The following is a 17,350-nucleotide window of genomic DNA, read 5'->3' as shown; positions in this document are numbered from 1 at the left end:
AGACGAAGACCGATGAAAGGACAGCCCGACCATGGCACTGACGTCAGTCGAACTCCAGGGAATGACCGCCGCCCAGGGCACCTTCCAGACCGCCCTCGACGAGGGCTCCAACTCCTACGCCCAGATGGCGGGCCAGATCGACGGCCTGCGCGGGAGCTGGACCGGTGACGCCTCGACGATCTACGGCAACGCCATGCAGGCGTGGCTGGACGACTTCAACAAGGTGAACCAGGCGCTGCGGACCATGCTGGAGAAGCTCCAGGAGAACACGCACGTCTACGCCAACACCCACGAGGAGACCCAGCAGACCGCCAACACGGTCGCCGAGAACATCGCCTCCGGCGTCACCAGCCTCCCCGGCTTCTGACCCGGCGGCCCAGCCCCCCACGGCCGCGCGGCACCGAACGGTCCCCGTACGACCGGGTCCCGGTACGCGCGCCCCCGCCGCACCACTTCCGTTCCCCCTCTTCCCCCAAGGAGCCCCCGTGGCGACGTACACCGTCCAGATGGAGCAGGTCGACGTCATCGTCGGCGAGATGAACGCCATCACCCAGCGCATCAACCAGGCCCTGGCCGACCTCGACAACCAGGCCAAGGTCAACCTCAGCGAGTGGACCAGCGACGCACAGGCCACCTACGCGCAGGTCAAGGCGCAGTGGGACGCCGCTGCCGCGGACATGACCCAGAAGGCCGCCCTGGCCACGCAGCAGCTCGGGAGCATCAACGAGTTCTACTCCCTGGGCGAGCGCGCGGGCGTCCAACTCTGGGGCTGACCGGCCATGACCTACGGAACCCTTGACGGCACTCTTCCCCCGGCGCCCCCGGCGCCCAAGCACACCGCCGAGCAGTACGGCGGCGGTACGACGCTGCCGCCCGGGCAGGGGACGTACACCAACGACACGGCGTTCACCCCGCCGGCGGTGCCGGGCGGTGCCGACGGCGGCAAGGGGACGACCGTGGACACCCCGTCGATGGAGCTGTTCGCCGACAACATCGACAAGCTCATCGCGCCCACGCAGCAGGCGGCCAGGAAGCTCGACCCGGTCAACACCGCGCCGGGTGCCTTCTACCACGCCGACCAGATCCGGACGAAGGTCAACGGGCTCAACGCCGACGCCGGGCTGAAGGCCCAGTACGGCAAGGTCCTGGCGGATCTGGTGCAGGGGCTCGGCGACCTGCGGGACGGCGTCAGGGAACTGGCGTCGCGCTACTCCACGGTGGAGGACGCCAACAAGATGACGTCCCAGGACCTCCAGACCGCCATGCAGTCGGCGAACGGCGACTTCTCCGTTCTGCTGACCGACTCGGGCGGGATGCCGTCCGGCGGGGGCGCGTGACCGCACGCGTCACGTGAGCGGATGGCACGGCGGGTCGGTGACGACAGGTCGTGCGTCAGCGTCCTGGCCGGCGGGGCAGCTCGGATCACCTGGCTCCCCGCCGGACAGGACCGGCGGACCAGCGACGGCGCAATGACGGAGGACTTGGCCACATGGGCACCGACTACGACGGCAACGGATTCTCGCAGGGCGACGACGGCGCCGTGTACGGCAACCCGTCCGACACCGGCTCGATCTCCGACTACGACAGCTGGGACTGGAAGCAGATCGAGGCCGCGATCCGCGGGATGTCCGCGGGCACGGACGACGCCGACAACCTCGGCCGCGCCGCGTCCATCGCGTCGCCGCAGAGCCTCCAGGACGCGGCCAACGCCTTCTACCACGTCCAGATGGTGCTGTCGGGCGTCGCCCAAGCCCTTCAGGACCAGGCCAAGGCGCTCGCCGGCGACGACGGCCCGTGGAAGGGCGACGCCGCCGACGCCTTCCACGACATGATGACCACCTTCTCCAAACAGGTCGGCGCCACCGCCGACGTGCTGTCCGGCGGCAAGTCCGCGGACGGCGGCGGCGGTTCGGGCAACTCCGTCCCGCAGCAGCTGGCGGACAACGCCGTCAACCTCCTCAACGCGCAGAACAAGATCGGCGAGATCGACGCCTGGTACGCCAACCAGGCCACGCTGATGGGCGTCACACCGATGAGCAACGGCCTCATCCCGGTGAGCAAGAAGCCCGAACTGGTCAAGATGCTCAACCGGGACATGCGGGCGGTACTGAAGAACCTGGCCGCGCATTACCAGGTCACCATCGACACGGTCCGCCCGCCAGGCACCATCACCGGTCCCGGCGCCGGCGACCCGCCGCCGATCGACGAGCCGCCCGCCGATGAGCCGCCCGCGGACTACCAGCCCACCGACTACCAGCCGGCCGATGTCGCGGACCTCGCGAACTCCGGTGACCTGGGCCTCGCGCCGCCCCTGACCGCCGACTCCCTGACCTCCCCCGCCGGGTTCGATCCCGCGCAGGACGCGATGCCCAGCCCGTATTCCGGCAGCCTGGACACCAACGGCCCCGGCTCCGGCCTCGGCGGCGACGGCGACGTGAGCGGCCTCGGCGGCCTGGGACCGGACGGCGGCCTCGGCGGGGACAACAGCACGCTGGACCCGTCGGCCCTCGACAGGATGCTCAACCCCAGCGCTTTCGGCGGCGGTACGGGCCTCGGCGGGGACGGCAGCCTCGGCGGCGACTCCGGCCTCGGCGGCCTGGACGGCCTGGGCCCCGATTCCTTCGCCCGCTCGACCGCCCCGGCGCCCTTCGGCGGCGGCACTGGTCTCGATGGCGGCGGCGGTCTCGGCGGCGGCTCGGGCCTCGGCGGCCTGCCCCCGATCAGCCCAGGGGCCTTCGGCGGCGGCACCGGCCTGGACGGCTCGGGCACCCTGCCCGGGTCCGACCTCGCCGAGGACCCCGCCACCTGGAAGGACGGCGCGACCGCGGCCGACTTCCCCGGCGACACCGGCATCGGCGGCGGCTCGGGCCTGGGCGGCCTGGGCCTGGGCGACGGCTCCAGCCTCGGCGGCCTCGGCGACTCCAAGGGCTTCGTCCCGTCCGCCTTCCCGGGCAGCACCGGCACCGGCCTCGGCGGCTCGGTGCCCTCCGCCGGCGACCTCGGCCTGGAGACGGAGACCCCCGGCTTCACCCCGGCCGGCTTCCCCGGCTCCACGGGCCTGTCCTCGGACGGCTCCGGTGTGGTGGGTGGTGTGGGTGGTGGGATGCCGTTCATGCCGGGGATGGGTGGTGGCGGCCAGTCGGCGGCGGGTGGTTTCGACCGTAGTGACGCGTCGGGTCTGTTGGATCCGAATGCGGAGCCGTGGACGGGTGGTGGGGATGTGGCGGGGGCGGGGTTGTTGCCTTCGGGTGGGGTTCCGGTGGGTGCGGGTGGTGGGTTGGATTTGCCGGGGTTTGAGCCGTCGGCGTTTGAGGGGTCGTCCGGGGTGGGTGCGGATGGTTCTGGTGTGGTGGGTGGTGTGGGTGGTGGGATGCCGTTCATGCCGGGGATGGGTGGTGGCGGCCAGTCGGCGGCGGGTGGTTTCGACCGCAGCGACGCGTCCGGCCTGCTCGACCCGGACGCCGAGCCGTGGACCGGCGAGTACGACCCGGCGTCCGGTGAGCCCGTGGCGGCCGGGACCCTACCCGCGGGGCAGGGGGGACTCGACCTCCCCGGCGCCCTGTCGCAGGAGCCGGAGGCGGTCGTCCAGGGCGGTGCGCCCGGCATGATGATGCCGGGCATGGGCGGTGGCGCGCCGGGCGGCGCGGGCCGGGAGGAAGGCACCTCCTCCGACGCGTCGGGACTCCTGGCACCCAGCGCCGACCCGTGGACGGAACCCGGCCTGCCGGAGGCCGAGGCGTCCGGCCTGCCGCCGACCGCCACGGGCGGCGCGGACACGCTGTCCGGGCTGCCGGGCGGTACGGGCACGGGCGCATTGTCCGGGTTGGCGGGCGGTACGGGTACGCCGTCCGGGTTGGCGGGCGGTACGGAGACGGGCGCCGGCGGCGCTCCCGTACCGGTAGGAGCAGACGGGAGCGCGGAGCGGTTCGCCGCGCCCGCCGTGGCCGAGGAGGCCGCCGTGCCCGCAGCGGCCCCGTTCCTGCCGATGGGCGGCATGGGAGCGGCGGGCGGTTCCGGCCGGGGCGACGAGGACGACCGCGGCACCCTCGTGGAGCCGACCGCCGAGGAGTTCGCCGAACCGGTGGCTCCCGAGGCCCTGGCCGCCGACGCGCTCGCGGCAGGCACGGTCGCCCCGGCCGTACCGGAGATCCCGGCGCACGATGGCGAGGAGCAGTACGCCGCGTACGACGGGTCGGGCGGCGCTGAGGAGACCGGAGACCCGCTGGTCGTGCTGCGGCCCGCCGACGACGACCTGTCGGAGGAGGACACCGCGGCATGGGGCGTGGCGGGCGCGTCCTTCGTGCCGCTGCTGTGGGCCGCGCGTCCCGAGGAGGAGGCGGAGGTCACCGCGCCCGGGTACGCGACCGCCGACGAGGGCACGTGGGGCGCCGGTCCCGCGGGCGCTTCGCGGGGGGCGGACGCTTCCGCGGAGACGGAGTCGGAGGAGCAGCCGCTGGCCACCTGGCGGCCCAACCGGGCCGCGGCGACCGGTGAGCCGGGCGTGCTCCCGCCGACCGAACAGCCGCTGTCCTGCGCCGCCGCGTCGGCGGACGACGAGTGGGAAGAGGAGGAGCCGGAGGCGGCCGGCGACGAGTCGGCCGAGGAGGAACCCGCCTCGCGCGGCATCGCCGACCTGCTCGTACAGGAGGGCGACACCTGGGGCTCGCCCGCCGCAGACGGCCCGAGCGCGGTGTACTGAATGGCCGCCGCCAGGAAGAGCCGGCACGCGGGCCGCCCGCCCGCCGCGGACCGCAGCCGCCGGGCCTGCGTACCACGAGGCCGACGTGAGGAGAGGAAGCCGTGACCACCCCGTACGACCAGGACATCGAAGGTCTGCTGGAGCTCTACCGCAAGCAGCGGGAGGAGGCCGTCGAGACGCGGCGCCGGATCAACGAGGTCACGGGCACGGCGACCGCGCCGCGCCAGACGGTGAAGGTGACCGTGGGCGCGCAGGGCGACGTGACGGCCATCGACTTCCCGACCGGCGCCTATCACCGTATGGCGCCCAAGGAGTTGTCGGACGTCCTGCTGGCGACCATCCGCGAGGCGCGGGCCGACGCGCTGGAGAAGGTCGCCGAACTGACGTCGCTGGCCCTGCCGCCCGGAGTGACCGTGGCCGCCCTGCTGCGCGGCGAGGTCGACCCGGCGGCGATCCTGCCCGACGACCCGGCCATGCCGGACCCGGTGCGGGACTACATCGACAACGGCCGCCCGGAAGGAGCCGCCCGCCGCCCGTAGCCGGCTTCACCCCGACTCTCTGCCCACGTAAGCCCGTTCAGCCCGCCCGCGTACGTCCGTTCACGCGTCACCACCGAGCCCACCCAGGGAGTTCCCATGTCAGGCGAGTCGTTCTCGGTCGACACCGACGGTCTCCAGGCCCAGATGCCGTACATGGAGGAGCTGGCCCAGCGCTTCCGGACCGTTCACGAGGTGCTGGAATCGCGGCTGGGCGCGCTGGGCGAGTGCTGGGGCGACGACGCGTCCGGTACGGCCTTCCTGCGGCAGTACGCCAAGCCCAAGGGGCAGATCCTTGAGGCGACGGACGGCGCGGGGGACGTACTGCGGAGCACCGGCGACGGCCTGCGGACCATGGCTCGCGGCTTCCAGAGCATCGAGTCCCAGAATTCCGAGTCGGCCCGGCAGCTCGGGACCTCCCTGGAACCGGGCGCGGTCCCGGGCGGCGAGAGTGGGGGAGGCGGCGGCGAAGGCGGCGGCCACAAGGGGTCCGGCCGCCCGTGAGCGTCAACCTGCCCCCGGAACTGGGCTGGGTCGCCCGCCTCGCCGTCGGCCAGTCGTGGCCCAAGGGCGACGAGGACAAGATGCGCAGCCTCGGCATGGCCTGGGACGACGCCGCGCGGGCGCTCGCCGCCATCAGCCGGGAGATCACCCCCGCCACCCGGGGCGTGCTCAACAGCGTCGGCGGCTCCGTGGCGGACGAGTTCGGGTCGTTCGTCCGGCAACTCCAGTCCAACGTGCCGGACATGGCCGAGGCGTCGAGCCAACTCGGCAAGCTCGGCAAGAACACCGGGGTGCAGCTGGAGTACGCGAAGTACATGATCCTGGTCCAGCTCGTCTGGCTGGCGTTCGAGATCGCCCAACTGGCCTTCTGGGCGCCGGAGGCCATCCCCGCGCTGATCACCTCCGTGCGGCTGGTCGTCCGGATGCTGCTGCGCCGCCTGTTCACCGCCATCGCCACCGGCATCGGCATGATGGTGGCGATGGACGCGGTCATCCAGGGCATCCAGATGCTCAAGGGCGACCGCACGTCGTGGAGCGTGGAGAACACGGTCGCCGCCATCGAGAGCGGCGCCATCGGCGGTGCGATCGGCGGCGCCGCCTTCGGCCTGGGCGGGGCGTTCGTCCCGAAGTTCAGCGGTTCCCTGATCGGCAAGGCCATCCTCGGCGCGGGCTCCGGCGCGGCCAGCACCGTGGCCATGAACGAGCTCTTCCACAGCGGTGAGCCCGAGGACGTCGGATTCGGCGCCGCGGCCGGTGCGATCGGTGCGCTCGGCGGTGGCGGGGGCAAGCGGCGGGCCGGCGGCGGCGGGGAGACCAGGGTCGACACCTTCGACTTCCACCTGCCGTCCGTCCCCGACCTTCCGGACCTGCACGGTCCCGCCAAACCCCCGGGGAGCGGCTTCGAATCCGGCGGCACCGGGACCGCGTTCGGCCGCGGCGGTCCGTCCGCGAGCGGTCCCGACGCCGGGTTCGGCCCCGGAGCCGGGAGCCACGGCGGCGCGGCCACGGACGGTTCGGGCGGCCCGCCGGTCCGTACGACGAGCGGTGCCGTGACCGCGACGGGCGGTGACACCCGTGCGCCTGGCGGAACTCCGGTTGTACGCGCGCCCGTTGAGTCGGGGAGCGGCCACGTGCCCGTGGCGGAGGCCGGCTCCCGCCCGTCGGCGGCCACCGGACCCGCGACCGTATCGCCGCGCCCGGTGCGTACGACCGGTTCCGCCACGGCCGGCGGCCACGGCTCCGACGTACCGGACCACCGCGCGGGCGGCCCCGCCCCGGTCACCGGCGTCCGTGCGGCCGGGACCGGCGGCAGCAGCGGTACGTTCACTCCGCGCGGCGCCCCGCCCACCACGACCGCGTACCACCCGGCCGCCGGGGGCGAGGGCCGCACCGCCGAACCGGTCGTCCGCCAGAGTGCGGCGCCGAACTCCGAACTGCCGGGCTTCACCACGGCGTTCCCCGCCCGGACCGACCAGGCGCCGGCCGGCCCGGTTGCGTCCGGCCCCCCGGTGACGCACACGTCCGGTGCTGCGGACGGGCCGGTACGTGGCGAGCAGGGTGCGGCGCCCTCCGTGCCCGGGGGGTCCGGCGGCGTGGTGGCGCCGGTGCACGTGGAATCGGCTGCGCCGTCCACCGGGGCGGCTGCCTCCGGTCCCGGGGCGGGTTCCGCCACGCCGGTCCGATCCGACACCGGCCAGGGCGGCGCGCCGCACGGCGGGCCGTCCGAGGTCGCCCCCCGCGCGCCGAGGCCGCCCGCTTCGGTCGGTGGCGAGGGCGGTGGCCTCGGCGCCGGGCACAGTGCCGGCGCCGGAACCACCGGCACGCAGGGTGCCGGGCAGGTGCCGCCCGCGCACCAGCCGCCGACCGTGGTCGCGGAACCCTCCGTGGCCGGCGGCTCCCACCTCGTCCTCCCGGACACTCCCACCCAGACCCCGGGCGGATCGCTCACGTCGGGCGGGCCTGCGGTGGGCGGTGGTGGTGGCCATGTGTTTCCCGAGGTGCCGGTGCATAGTCCGGGCAGTGTGGCGGGTACGGCCCCTGGGCCTTCGGCGGTTCATGCCTCCGGGGGTGGGCCTGCGGTGGGCGGTGGTGGTAGCCATGCGTTTCCCGAGGTGCCTTTGCATACTCCCGGCAGTGTGGCGGGTACGGCGCCCGGCCCTTCGGCGGTTCATGCCTCCGGGGGTGGGCCTGCGGTGGAGCCGGTACCGGGTGGCGGGAACGCCGCACATGCGGACGGTCCCGGCGGTGGTGACCCGAGGCCGGCGGATCCGGGCGGCCTGACCGCGCCCACCCACCCGGTGGGCGACGCGGGCGGCTCCGCCCACCCGATCCACGACGCGCCGCACGCGCCGGACACCGCGCTGGTCGCGCCGACCGCGCACGTCGGTCCCCGGCTCGACGCGCTCGACCGCGCCGGGCGGGACGCGGGCATGTCGTCGTCGGACCGCCAGGGGTACCGCCAGGCCGTCGACCAGGCGGCGCGGTCGGGGAACCTGAGCGAGACCACCCGTCAACTCCAGGCGTTCCGCGAGCATGTCGAGACGCGGGCGCTCAACCAGCGCTACGACGCCTTCCGCCAGCACGCGGACGGCGGATTCGACACCACCCGGGCGCCGCAGTCCGAGCGGAGCAGCTGGGACCACCTGGTGGACGCGGTCGAACAGGCCCGCCGCGGCGGCGACCCCGACCTGCTGGACAGCCATCTGCGCGAATACACCGCCTTCGTGGAGCACCACGCCCCCTCGGAGGTGCTCACCGGACGGGACGCCCCGCAGCCGTACCACCCGGACGTCGAGAACGTCCGGCGCCAACTGGCGGTCGCCACCGGGGCCGACGCGGACCGGCTGCGTACCGAGCTTGCGGACCTGCGGCACTCCGCCGACCTCCGCGACCGGCTCGACCGGCTCAACAGTCGCCCGGACGGCCCCGATCCGCGGGAGACCGAGCTGCGGCGAGCCGTCGAGGAGGCCGACAGCCCGGACGCGGCGGCCCACGCGCTCGCCCAACTGCACGACCACCGGGCCGATCAGGACCTCCAGCAGCGGCTCGACCGGCTCAACTCCGACGATGTCCCGGACGCCGCGGCCGGCCGCGACGACCTGCGGCAACGCCTCGACGCACTGCGCGGCGACACCGGCTCCCACGAACAGGAGCTGATCCAGCAGATCGACCACGCCTCGGGCCCCGACGAGGCCGCCCGCGCACTGGACGCCCTGCACGACCACCGGGACCAGCAGGATCTGCGGGACCTCCAGCAGCGCCTCGACCAGCTCCATGCCGACCCGGTCCCGCCGCCCGACGCCCCCGCCACCGGCCACAGCGCGGACGACCCGGCGCACGGCGGCAGGAACGACCTGCCCACCGACGACGAACTGCGGCAGCGCCTCGACGCGTTGGACGACGACCCCACCGCCCGCGACCTGCGCCACCAGGCGTACGACGCGAACTCCCCCGAGGAGGCGCGGCGCGCCTTCGACGAGCGCGCCGCCCGGCAGGAGCAACTGGACCGCCAGCGCCAGGACGAGGCGGACCGGCTGCGCCAGGAACTCGACCGCGCCGGGGACCAGCACTCCAGGGATCTCCTGTCCGGGCGGCAGGACGCCGCCGACCGGTCCGCCCGGCGCGTCGCGGACCTCCGCGACCAGCTCGACCACGCGCTGCCGCACGATCAGCGGACCTCCGACCTGCGCCAGGAACTCGGCCAGGGCCTGGGCGGGCAGCAGGACCCCGGACACCTCGGCCGGATCGGCACCGACCCGCAGGCCGAGGCCGGCCACACGCCGTCGCCCGACACCACGCCCACGGAGCAGCGGCCCCAGCCCCTGATGAACGAGCCCCTCGCCGTCTCCCACCGCGGGCCGGACACCCCCGGCACGTCCGGCACGGGCGCGGACCATGACACACGCCACGCCACGAACGGCGCCACCCCGCACACGACGCCGGACCGGCAGCCGCCGACGGAGAGCAGCAACCGGCCCACGACCGTCCACACGGCGCCCCACTCCGGCACGGACCAGCTGCCGCTTCAGGAGAGCGCCCGGCCGCCCGAGCAGCGAACCGGCCCGGGGACCGAGACCCGCACCGAGACCGACCCGACCCACAGTCCCGTCCCGGACACCACAGGGCTGGACGAGCTGCGCCACGGCCCGGGCACGGAGAGCGACCTTTCGACCGTGCGTCCGCCGGCGCGGCTGAACCACGCACCGCGCTTCGTCGTGCGCTCGTCCTTCGACCAGCGCCGCGTCGACGTCGGCGGGCAGACGTACACCGACCTCACGGTCAGGGTCGCGCTGCATCCCGGTGCCACGGACCCGCAGAGCCTGGCGGACACCCGCAGCCGTGTGGAGGAGGGCGTCGAGACGTATCTCAACCGCCCCGGTTACCGGCTGCCCAACGGCGACCTGCTGCACGTCACGGTCGAGCACGTGGCCCCGGGCGAACAGGCCCATATGAACGTCGACGTGACGAACGGCGACGCCGGCGGCCACACCGACCAGCGGACGTGGACCACGGGAGCGCCCCCGATCACGTACGCCCACGAGATCGGGCACCAGATCGGTTTGCGGGACGAGTACGGGGACGCCGGCGACCCGGACGGCTCCGGTGTCACCGGCGGCTTGATGGGGAACTACCACGTGCCGTCCGAACACGGCCTCCCGCAGGGCGGGTTGGGCGGGCGCCACCTCTCGCTGCTGGGCGCGCTCACCGGCGGGAACGCCACCGACGCCCCGCGCCCGGGTGCGGGCACCGCCACCGGACCGCACCCCGACGTGCGGAACGACCCCGCATGGCAGGAAGCCCGCTCCCAGGTGCCGCCGGTCACCCGCAACCACGTCCACGTGGACCCGGTCACCGATCCTTTCGCCGAGCCCGCCACCACTACGCCGGTCGCCGCGAACGATCACGCGGACACCGCGAATCATCACGTTGTCACGACCGACGATCACCCGGTCACGGCGGACGATCACGTGGACACGACGGACGATCACCCGGTCACGGCGGACGATCACGTGGACACGACGGACGATCACCCGGTCACGGCGGACGATCACGTGGTCACGGCCAACGATCACTCGGTCACGGCGGACGACCGTACCGACGCCGGCGACGATCACGCCGACACGGTGACCGACGAGCACACCGACGCGGTGACCGACGACGTCGGCACGAGCACCGACCCCGACCCCGACCCCGGCACCGAGACCGATCCGACCCAGCGGCCCGTGCCCGACACCACCGGGCGGCCGGACGGTGATCCGGCCCCGCAGCTCACCGACGGATGGCACGACTCCTCGCTCGCCGGCAAGCGGATCGTGGAGGCGCCGGGACCGGAGGCCGTACGGCGGCAGGTCGAGGCGCTGCTCGGCGAGCACGCGAACGACCCCCAGGTGGTTCAGCGGCTCAACGGCCAGTTCGACCCCGCCAACTTCCGCAAGCACTACCCGCAGATGATCAACGGCGGTTGGCGCTTCCCGGTCCACGTCGACGGCCACCCGTACGAGGTGCGGGTGGGGGCGGACACGACACCCTGGCAGTTGGAGCCGACCCGCGACGCGGGCAAGGACAACGACGGCGACGGGCTGAACGTGAAGTCCGGCGGCGGTTACGCACCGCCCAAGGTGAAGACGGAGCTGTCGACGTCGCAGTCGGGGCTCGACTACAACCCGTCGGTGATGCGGCCGGTCAACCCCAACCTGACGGTCCTGGTGAGCGGTTCGGCCAAGCTCGGCGGCGCGGGCCACGGCACGGAGACGACGAGCACGACGTCGGCGAAGGCGGCCGGCGAGGTCAAACTGACGGGCAAGACCGACAGTTACACGTCCCGGGCCACGTTCGACATCCAGGTCGTGGACCACCACGGCGATCCCCTCACCGGAGGCGGTCGCGAGGCCGCGCCGCCGCAGCCCGCCCAGCCGATCGGCGGGCAGCTCAGGGCGGACGTGCCGCGTTCCGGCCCCCGTTCCGCCACGCAGCCACACACCTGGCAGGGCTGGAACCCGCCGCCCCGGACGGTCGGCGACCAGACCGCCCCCGTCCCGGCACCCCACACGGCCACCGACACGGCTCCCCCCACAGTTCCCGCCACGCGAACGGCCCACGTGCCCACGCCCGCCGCCGGGCACCCGCTGACGATCACCGGACTTGACGGCGTCCGCGACGCCGTGTTCGACGCACTGCCGCGGGACGCGCAACCGGGCGGCACGGCCCACCAGGACATCGCGGACTTCCTCGATCCCGACAACGTGATCACCCAGTTCGAGCAGGTGTCGGGTGCCGGCCTGATCTCCGGGCCGCTGACGTTGTCCGACGGCGGCACCGGCTTCCTGCGCCTGACGGCGGAACCGGAGACCTCCACCGTGCTCCACACGACGGACACCACGACCAGCACCGGCTTCACCACCGGTGGCGAACAGGCCCGCAACCACTCGCAGAGCAGCGGATGGGCGCTCGGCGCGGGCGGTGGCGCCTCGGGCGAGGTGTGGCACAACCCGGCGACGGACGAGTCGAAGTGGCTGACCGGGACCGGCAGTTACACCTACGGCCAGTCAACGGCCCATGGCTCCACGGGTACGCACGCGGTCGAGGGGGGAGTCTCCGTCGAGCACAAGGGGCGTGCCGACGTCGTGAGCACCCCGACCCGCTTCCGCGTGTGGCTGACCCGGCAGCAGCTCTCCCCGGGGACCGACGGCCTGCACACCACCAGCCCACAGGAGATCACCGACCACACCCCGCCGGCGCCCGCGCCGGGCACGCACGTCGTGCAGATGCCCGGACACGCGCCCACAGGTGAGGTCGTCCGCGTCCTGCCCTGGCCGCAGGAGCCCGCCGGCCACGATCCCGCGACGCAGTCGCCGGCGGTCCGGCAGCCGCCGTCCGGGCAGCAGTTGGGCGGTCCCGCACTCGCCGAGCGGACCACCTTCACCGATTTTCCCGGCACTGAGCAGTTGGAGCGCCACATCGTGCAGACGCTGTGGCAGACCGCCCCCGGCGTCCTTCCACCTCCCGACGTCGTCCACCCGACGCAGGGAGCCGTCGCGGGTGACCACCAGCCGGTCCGCGTCACGCCCAAGGCGTTCACCAACCTGGCCGACCTGCGCCGCCAGATCGCGCCGTCCCAACTCGCCGGGGGCGGTCACCGGCTGCTGGACGGCACCTTCCGGATCAGCCTGGACAGCTCCCACCTGCCGCTGCTGAAGGCCAGCACCTACGACGTACTGGTGAAGGCGGATCTCGGCCCCGGCACGTACGAGGACACGCGGACCGCCACGGCCAAGAACACGCTGACCCAGTCCGCCGGCGCGGACCGGTCGGTCAGCCAGGGCAGTTCGCACACCGTCGCGGGCAGCGGCAACCTGCGCAGCTCGCTGGACCACACGGACTACCAGCGCGGCTTCTTCAACGTGAACGCCGACGGCAGTTACGCGCCCACGCACGGGACGACGGTCGGCGACACCACCGAGGTGAAGCGGACGCTGACCGTCTCGGGCGACCGCGACCGGTTCTCGTACCCGGTCTCCTTCGATGTCCTGACGGTTCATCAGGACGCCGACCACCCCGTGGTGCGGGTGCCCACCCTCCCGACCGAGCTGCACCACCAGTCGGTGCGGCATGTCGGCACCGGCGGCGGCCGCGTCACCGTCGGGGTGGGCAGGACCGAGACGCCCACCGGTGTGCCGCAGCGTGTGACGCTGGACCGGCTGCCGGACCACCACCTCGTGGACCACGTGGGCGACCAGGACGCCTACGGCGACCACGCCCGCGAGGCCGTCGAGAGCGCCTTCACCACCCGCCACGACAACGGGCATTCACCGCTGCCTGTCCGCGTCCCCGCCCTCGACGACCTCATCAAGCCGCTCACCACGCAGTCCCAGCTGCGCGCGAACGTCTCCGCGTCGCACGGCGGGTGGACCAACACGGCCGACCAGCACGTCGGTTCGGGCCGCAACCGCGACACCGCGGGGCTGTCGCAGCGTACCCAGCTGCACAACCTGACCTATCGCGAGACCCTCTCCGGCGACGGGAAGCTGGAGGTCGAGACCAAGACGGAGACGTCGGTGAAGGTGCAGGACAAGGCAGCCGTGACCGGAAAGGGCGGTGTCGGCGGCGACTTCGGCCGCTTCCCTGCCACGCCCGAGAACCCGCACGCCTCGACGTACCAGCTGCGCGGCGGTGTGCGGGGCAAGGGATCCTACGGCGGCAGCGGCGCCGACGCAGTCAAGCACGTCTTCACGACGAGCCGCACCACCTCCCAGGGCGGCCCCTGGCACGTCTACGAGGGCGACGCGCGCATCACCTTGCAGGGCAAGGTCACCAGTTCCACCGGCGACGTCACCTACGGCGATCCGGTCACCCATGACCACCGGGTGCGCGTTCTGCTCTCGGACGACGATGTCCGTGCGCTGACGCAGACCGCGCGCCCTGACACGGTTACCGCCAGCGGCGGTAACGGCAGCAGTGTTCGCACCGATACCGACGCCGACACCGGCACCCGTACCGACACCGGCACCCGTACCGGCACCGACCCCGGCACCACGGCCACCACTACCGGCACCGACGCGGGCACGACGACGGTCACCCCCGGCACCGACGCGACCGTGCAACCGCCGCGCCGCTCGGTGCCGCTGGAGAACGGGGTGAGCGGCGGCAGCCGGGTCGAGATCCCCTCGACCGACGAGATCCTGCGCGAGATCGACCGCCAGATCCGCGGCGGCTCGCTCCCCCCGGGCGACCTGGAAGCCGGGAACGGCCTGGGCGACGTCCCCTTGTCGGCGCTGCCGTTCGCGGACCTGGTCACGCCCGACCACCTCGGGGCCCACTACGACGACCTGGTGGGACCCGGCGTACTGGTCCACACGGTGGAGGACTACCACGGCGTCCGTACGGTGACTCAGGTCCACATCAAGGGCACCCCGACCGGGTGGCGCCACGACGGGCCGCGGACGGACGGCGGTTCGACCCGCAAGGTCACCGCCAGCGAGACCGTCACCGGTGACCGCGGCCGCAACTGGTCGGCCGGCGGGGACAGCAACATCCGTGCCTCCTACCGCGCCCCGACGGCCACGGACCACCTCAACAACGTGACGTACTCGGCCACGGCGGGCGCGGAGACGAAGGGCAACACGTCGCACTCCTCCAGTCAGACCACCACGGTCGACCACAAGACCACCTCGTCCGGCGGCCTGCACAAATTCAGCACCCCCATGCGCTTCGACGTCACCGTCACCCGGCGCAACGCCACCCAGCGCTTCGTCAACCTGCCGGCGCCCCGACCGGTCCTGCCGGACGGACGGGTCAGCGCCTGGGTGCCCGAGTCGATGACGACGACCGGTCCCGCCACCGACACCGCGGGCGGCACGACGGCCCCGCACCAGTCGGGCGCGGGGCAGCAGGCGGGCGACCAGCACCTGCCGCAGCCGCAGCCGCAGCCGCTGCCGCGCGAGCAGGACGGCGGCATCGACATGCAGCCGGTCAACGGCACGCCCGAGCAACGCCGGCAGTGGCGTACCGACTTCGACTCCGGCCACGACCTGGTCGGTCTCGACCACCCCGAGCGGCTGATCGCCGCGGCCCACAACGCGCTGACCACACCGCGCCCGTGGGGCGACGGCGTCCTCGGCCGCACCGGTTCCGTCGCGTCCCAGGCGTGGAACGCGACGACCGGCGCGCTCGGCGGCGCCGCGTGGTCGATGACGCCCGACGCCGCCCGGCGCGTTGTCGAGTCCTTCGTCCACGACCCGCGGCTGGGTCCCGGCCACCAACTCCACACCGAGCAGACCACGCCGCTCCCGCAGCAGATCTCGACGCGGCAGGCGCTGTCCGGCCAGGCGCTGTCCACCGTCTTCCCGCAGCTGAAGGACCCGGCCACCGGCTACCGCACGGTGCCGCTCGGCCCGGACGGCCGGACCGGCCTGAAGGTCTCCATGGAGCCGACCGGGCAGGCCCAGGAGGTCGGGCGCCGCGACGACGCGAAGGACGAGGTCACCGTCTCGACCGAGGACGACCTGTCCACGTCCGCCGGGAGGGGAGTCTCCTACAACGTCGCCCCCGCCGACGTCGTCTTCCTCACCCGCAACCCCGGCTTCGCGGTGCCGCTGCCAGGCCTCAACTCAATCCAGATCAGCCGCGATCAGTCGCTGGCCGCCGACTCCGCCGTCACCCTCCCGCCCGGCACCCCCGGACGCGGGCTGACCCCTCCGGCCGTCCCGCACGGCCTCACCGGCGACAAGCCCGGCCAGGGCACGACCGAGGGCGTCCAGCGCCTCTTCCGCCAGCCTGTCCGCATCACCCTCCAGAAGTACGACGCGAACGGCGTCTACGGCGGTCCCGTCACCACCACCCACCACGCCTACTACTGGTCCACCGCCCCGCGGCAGCCGGTCGCGCCCGACACCACCGCGACGGCGGTGACCAGCACCCCCGTTGCCCCGGGTACGGGACCGGATACGCCGGATACGACAGCGGACCAGGCCCACCTGGTGCCGCCCACGACTCCGGCCGTCCCGACGATCCAGGTCACCGCACCGGAAGCTCCCGTCGTGACCGATCAGGCGCACCCCGTTCACCCCGTCACGGCCGGGTCCCCGTCCACGGATGTGCCGTCGCCGCTCTCGTCCGAGGACCTGTCATCCGCGCCCGTACCCTCCACGGATGTGCCGCCGCTCTCGTCCCAGGACCTGTCGTCCGCGCCCGCGCCCGTACCCTCCGGCCCGTCCACCTGGGATCTGCCCTACGAGGGCAACGAGGGTGGCGCGCGGCAGCAGTTGACCGGGCCGCAGCGCGCGTGGGTCGATCACAGCGCCCAGGAGGCCGCCGCAGGGATCGCCGCGGCGGTGGCCGCGGGACGACCGGTGCCGGTGATCCGCATCGAGGGCCACGCGGTGGTGAGCGTCGACGGCGTGCCGCACTTCGGCCGCTCGCTCCAGCTTGCCGACCGTCGCGCGCGGAACATCGCCGACGCGTACGGTGCGGCGCTGGCGTCCGCTCTGGACGACCTCCGTGCCTCGGGCCGGCCGGTGCCTCCCACGGAGGAGGTCCGAGTCACCTACGGCCCCTTGGTGCCGTGGCCCCCGGTCGCCGGCGCGTACCCGCCCGCCGGCTCGGTGACGGTCGCCCTGGAGCCGCCCCGCACCGCGACGGTCTGACGGCGTACGCCACGCGGGATGTCGGCACTGCGGGTGGCGATCGAGCATCCGACCTGGCCATGGGCCGGCCGGGCGACCGGCATCCCGCCCCGGACCGCGACCGGCGTCCGGGCGGCGGCTACAGCGCCCCGGCGTCGCGCGCGGTCCACACCGACGGGTAGATCGGACGCCAGCCCAGGTCCTCGCGCAGCGGGAGATTGTCGGTGACACCGCGCCACGGGTCGGGGTCCTGCCGGTCGGCGGGCGTCCTCGGGCAGCGGCAGGCCGGCGAGCCGGTACAGGTCGAAGGCGGTGACCGGGGCGTCGTCGGCCGCGTGGAAGATCCGGCCTTCGACCCCGGGCGCGCGCAGCGCGCGGAAGAGGGCCTGGGCGACGTCCGCGTCGTGGTCCTTCCTCTCGCTGGATCCGACTCCACTGTGGGCGCGGGCCCGCGGCGGCGGGAGAGACCCGGTCGTCCAAGGATCGGCGAT

At 73.8% G+C, this 17,350-nt stretch carries 7 protein-coding genes; all 7 read left to right on the top strand.

All coding sequences use genetic code 11. The annotated features are described in order from the left end of the window. Window positions 1–31: 31 nt before the first annotated feature. The 7 genes from OHA86_RS05480 (at window position 32) to OHA86_RS05450 (ending at window position 16,880) form a co-directional block, all read left to right on the top strand. Window positions 32–367: a WXG100 family type VII secretion target gene (locus OHA86_RS05480; RefSeq protein WP_329172977.1), complete on the top strand. Its 336-nt coding sequence runs from the start codon at window positions 32–34 to the stop codon at window positions 365–367. Window positions 368–485: 118 nt separating this feature from the next. Then, a complete protein-coding gene (locus tag OHA86_RS05475) occupies window positions 486–773 on the top strand; it encodes a WXG100 family type VII secretion target (protein WP_329172976.1) in 288 nt (95 codons plus the stop codon). A 6-nt stretch (window positions 774–779) separates the two neighbouring features. Then, window positions 780–1,337 (top strand): hypothetical protein, encoded by a 558-nt coding sequence (locus OHA86_RS05470; protein ID WP_329172974.1) that lies wholly within the window; start codon window positions 780–782, stop codon window positions 1,335–1,337. 152 nt (window positions 1,338–1,489) lie between these two features. Next, window positions 1,490–4,699 carry a WXG100 family type VII secretion target gene (locus OHA86_RS05465; protein ID WP_329172973.1) on the top strand — a complete coding sequence of 1,070 codons (3,210 nt, stop codon included), beginning with the start codon at window positions 1,490–1,492 and terminating at the stop codon, window positions 4,697–4,699. A 101-nt stretch (window positions 4,700–4,800) separates the two neighbouring features. Continuing rightward, window positions 4,801–5,238 carry a YbaB/EbfC family nucleoid-associated protein gene (locus OHA86_RS05460; protein WP_329172971.1) on the top strand — a complete coding sequence of 146 codons (438 nt, stop codon included), beginning with the start codon at window positions 4,801–4,803 and terminating at the stop codon, window positions 5,236–5,238. A 96-nt stretch (window positions 5,239–5,334) separates the two neighbouring features. Further along, window positions 5,335–5,739 (top strand): WXG100 family type VII secretion target, encoded by a 405-nt coding sequence (locus OHA86_RS05455; protein ID WP_329172969.1) that lies wholly within the window; start codon window positions 5,335–5,337, stop codon window positions 5,737–5,739. Beyond that, a complete protein-coding gene (locus OHA86_RS05450) occupies window positions 5,736–16,880 on the top strand; it encodes a WXG100-like domain-containing protein (RefSeq protein WP_329172968.1) in 11,145 nt (3,714 codons plus the stop codon). Before OHA86_RS05455 ends, OHA86_RS05450 begins: the two co-directional genes overlap by 4 nt. Window positions 16,881–17,350: the final 470 nt, after the last annotated feature.

The organism is Streptomyces sp. NBC_01477 (genome assembly GCF_036227245.1).
In the GTDB taxonomy this organism is placed as follows: Bacteria; Actinomycetota; Actinomycetes; order Streptomycetales; family Streptomycetaceae; genus Actinacidiphila.
Note: the sequence above shows the minus strand (reverse complement) of the source record. Positions and strands in the feature narration are given on the sequence as shown.